The organism is Luteibacter sp. KNZ12-1A, from assembly GCF_056755675.1.
Map to the genome: position 1 here is coordinate 1 of NZ_JBPGXU010000168.1, position 4,431 is coordinate 4,431.

Annotated in this window: 2 protein-coding genes; one reads left to right on the forward strand and one right to left on the reverse strand. The window is 67.3% G+C overall.

Annotated elements, in window-relative coordinates; translation table 11 throughout:
* Positions 1-57: 57 nt before the first annotated feature.
* A complete protein-coding gene (locus ACR9ZJ_RS18945; protein WP_481288638.1) occupies positions 58-1,005 on the reverse strand; it encodes an RluA family pseudouridine synthase in 948 nt (315 codons plus the stop codon).
* Between the two features lie 350 nt (positions 1,006-1,355).
* Between ACR9ZJ_RS18945 and rne the strand changes: the two genes are divergently transcribed.
* Positions 1,356-4,431: ribonuclease E (rne, locus tag ACR9ZJ_RS18950; protein WP_481288639.1), on the forward strand; the 3,076-nt coding region annotated here is incomplete at its 3' end.

Genomic DNA, 4,431 nt, shown 5'->3' on the forward strand with positions numbered 1-4,431 from the left:
AGATGTGTATAAGAGACAGGGCTACCACCGCACCAGGCCGGCTACCACCGACAGGCGTCAGCCGCGCAGATTGTCCAGGAACGCCTTGAGATCGTCGGGCAACGGGGCTGAAAAATCGTAGTTCTTGCCGCCGAGGTCGAAGCTCATCCGCGCCGCGTGCAGGAACATCCGCTTGAGTCCCTTGGCGCGGAAGCGTTTGTTGGCCTCTTCGTCGCCGTATTTCGGGTCGCCAGCCAGCGGGTGGCCGACATACTGGGCATGCACGCGGATCTGATGGGTGCGGCCGGTGCCGAGCGTGGCCTGCATCAGCCGGGCCCCGGGGTACTGCTCCAGTTCCTGGAAGAAAGTGAGCGACGGCTTGCCGGCGTCGTCCACACGGACCATGCGCTCACCGCCATGCATCACCGACTTGAGCAGGGGGGCGTTGACGTCGAATTTCGCCTTGCGCGGCGTGCCGGTCATGAGACAGAGGTATTGCTTGGTCACCTCGTTGTCCCGGATGAGCGCCTGCAAGCCGGTCAGGCCCGGACGGGAACGCGCCAGCACCAGCACGCCGCTGGTGTCGCGGTCCAGCCGGTGGACGAGTTCCAGGTGCTCGTTCGGCCGGGCCGCCCGCAGCAGTTCGATGGCGCCATGGCTCACCCCGCTGCCACCGTGGGCGGCGATGCCCACGGGCTTGTCGATCACCAGGAAGTGCTTGTCCTCGAAAATGACCGAATCGGCGACCGCCCGGACCATGCCCGAAGGAGCGACGCTTTCATCGCGCTCGGCCACGCGGACCGGCGGAATCCGCAGCATATCGCCGAGGGCTAGGCGGGTCTCGGGCTTGGCGCGCTTGCCGTTGATGCGCACCTGCCCCGTTCTCAGCAAGCGGTAGACCAGGCTGCGCGGCACTCCCTTGAGCAGGGTCATCAGGGCGTTGTCCACGCGCTGACCGTCCCTCTCGGGACCGATTTCGACCTGGCGCACACCTTGGCCGCCGTCGAGGGAAGTTACCGTCTGCATTGATAAAACTCGAAATTGATAGGATACTCGGCGGGCGCCAGGCTCCGCTGAAGACTCATCTCTCGCGGGGTGCCAGTACCGCCGCGTAAGGCGAGTGTCGCGCCATTCCGTCCGAGGGGTCGGAGGGCGAGGACACCCTACATCGTAGCGGTTCGGGTTGCGGTTGTCCGGCTAATCCGTAGGGACGCGGACCGGTTGCAAGGCGCTTATTCACGAATCACGCCGGGTCCAGGTATCGGTCCCGGATCCCATGCCGCTTGAAGCCTCACCGCTGCGGCGCGATCCCCGGCAGGCCGCCACTTGGGCGCCACCGCGGCGCGCGGCCGCGCGGCAAGGCCGAGGAACCCACAATGAAGCGTATGTTGATCAACGCGACTCAGCGCGAAGAGTTGCGTGTGGCCATCGTCGATGGTCAGAACCTGTACGACCTGGACATCGAGATCCCGTCCAGGGAGCAAAAAAAGGCCAACATCTACAAGGGCCGCATCACCCGCGTCGAACCCTCCCTGGAAGCCTGCTTCGTCGACTATGGCGCCGAACGCCACGGCTTCCTTCCCCTGAAGGAAATCGCCCGCGAGTATTTCAATCCGAACGCGGAAGGTAAGTCGAACATCCGCGAACTCCTCAAGGAAGGCCAGGAGATCATCGTCCAGGTCGAGAAGGAAGAACGCGGCAACAAGGGCGCCGCCCTCACCACCTTCATCAGCCTCGCCGGCCGCTACATGGTGCTGATGCCGAACAACCCCCGTGCCGGCGGCGTTTCGCGCCGCATCGAGGGTGAAGACCGGCAAGCGCTCAAGGAGGCCATGGAGCACCTGTCGGTACCCGACGACATGGGCCTCATCGTGCGCACCGCCGGCATGGGGCGCGACGCCGAGGAACTCCAGTGGGACCTGGACTACCTGCTGCAGCTGTGGAAGTCGATCTCGGCCGCCGCGAATTCCCAGAAGGCTCCCTTCCTGATCTACCAGGAATCGAAGCTGTTCATCCGGGCCCTTCGCGATTACCTGCGCAACGACATCGGCGAGATCCTCATCGATGAGGAGTCGCTGTTCAACGACGCCCGCGACTTCGTCCAGCAGGTGATGCCCAACAACCTGCGCAAGCTCAAGCTCTACCAGGATCCGACCCCGCTCTTCTCGCGGTACCAGATCGAGACCCAGATCGAGAGCATCTTCGAGCGCAATGTCCGCCTTCCCTCGGGCGGTTCCATCGTCATCGACCAGACTGAAGCCCTCACCGCCATCGACATCAACTCGTCGAAGGCGACCAAGGGCAGCGATATCGAGGAAACGGCGTTCAACACCAACCTCGAAGCCGCTACCGAGATCGCACGCCAGCTGCGTATCCGCGACGCCGGCGGCCTGATCGTCATCGACTTCATCGACATGGACAGCCCGCGCCACCAGCGCGAGGTCGAAGAGCGCCTCAAGGAGGCGCTCAAGGCCGACCGTGCGCGTGTCCAGATCGGCCGCATCTCGCGCTTCGGCCTCCTGGAGATGTCCCGCCAGCGCCTGCGTCCGAGCCTCGGCGAAGCGACCCAGATCGTCTGCCCGCGTTGCGAGGGCCACGGTCACATCCGCAGCGTGGAATCGCTGGCGCTGTCCACCCTGCGCCTGATCGAAGAACACGCGATGAAGGAGAACACCGGGCAGGTCCTGGTGCAGGCGCCGGCCACGGTCGCCAACTTCATGCTCAACGAGAAGCGCGCCAGCATCGTCGAGATCGAACTGCGCCACAGCGTGCACGTGGTCGTGGTCGCCGACGAGAAGCTGGAAACCCCGCACCTGGAGATCACCCGTATCCGCGAGGCGGATATGGGCGAGCACAGCAAGCCCAGCTACGAGCGGACCACGCCGATCGCGGCCGCGGCCCTGCCCAAGATGGGCCAGGCCCTCGGCAGCGGCGAGCAACCGCTGGTGACAGGCGTGGTTCCGAGCACGCCCGCTCCGCTGCGTGAAGAAGACACCGACGCGGTCGTGGCCGCACCGGTCGCGGCCAGCCGCGCGCCCGCTCCGGCGGCGCCTTCCGGTGGCTTCTTCTCCCGCCTGTTCGGCAGCCTCTTCGGTGGCGGCACGGCGGCGGCGCCCGCACCGGCGCCCGCACCCGCTCGTCGCGAGGATTCCCGCCAGGGCGGTCGCAGCGACCGCGGCCCGCGTCGCGACGATCGCCGTGGCAACGAAGGACGCGGCGGCCGTGGCGAGCCGCGCCAGTCGCAGGGTCAGCGCAAGGACGGCAATCCGCAGGCCAAGGGCCAGCAGCCCAAGGCGGGTAACAAGCCGCAGCAGGGACGCGGCGAACCACGCCAGGGCGAGGAGAAGCAGGCCCGGCAGAAAGATGCCCAACAGGGCCGCCAGGGCCGCCAGGAACAGGCCGCCCAGGGTGGCGAGAACAATCGTCGCCAGCAGCAACCGCGAGGCGAGCGGAAGCCACAGGGCGAGAACGCCGACAAGGCCGTGACGGCCGCCGTAGCCGCGACCGCGGCGACGCAGGCAGCGACGCCGCCCTCGCCGCGCGTTCCGGCGGACAGGTCGGCCCCACCGGCGACGAAAGACGAAGACAAGCTGAGCCAGGTCGCTACCGATACGCCGGCGACGGACATCGAAGCGACGATCGCAACGGATGCCAACACGCCTCCGGGCGAAGGCACGAAGGAAACCGAGGGTGGCCAGCGCCGCCGTCGTGGCCGCCGCGGTGGCCGCCGTCGCCGTCGCCAGGAAGACGGTAGCCAGGCGGGTGCCATCGAAGGCGCCGGCAACGCCGAGGATATGGACGACGAAGACGGCGACGACGCGTCCCCGGCCGAATCCGGTCGGACCGAAGCCGCCCGTACCGAGACCGCGCGGTCGAGCGCCAGTGTCCCGCCGATGCTCGACACCGTCGAAGCCGCCGAGAACGCCTTCGCGGTGGAAGCCCCGGTCCATACGGGCTCGCACCCGGTCGAGGTCGACCTGGCCGATGAAGACAGCGTCCCGTCCGCGTTGACCCTGCCCTCCCTGCCGAAGCTCCCGCCCATTCCGGGGCATGCTCCCGCACCCGCACCGACCGCGCATGTCCCGACGGAAGCCGCCAGCCCGGCCGACTCGGCGCAGACCCGCACCACGGAACGTCGCCAGACCGAATCGGATGCTCCGCTCAAGAGCGCCCCGGTGACAGGCTCGGCGCCGGTCCCGGCCGCCGCGCCCATCCCCGCGTCAGCCACGTCCGTGGACGAGCCAGTCATCGAACCGGCCCCTCTTACCCGGCCGGCATCCGTGCTCGACGCACCCGCTCGCGGCATTCTTCCTGAAACAGAGGAAGTGACGCCGGTGCAGGCGCCTTCGAAGGCTGTCGTCAACGAAGACGCCCCCGCGGAAGAATCCGCGAGCAAGCCGGTAACGCCCCGGACCGAGGACGCATCCAAGGACCTGTCTCTTATACACATCT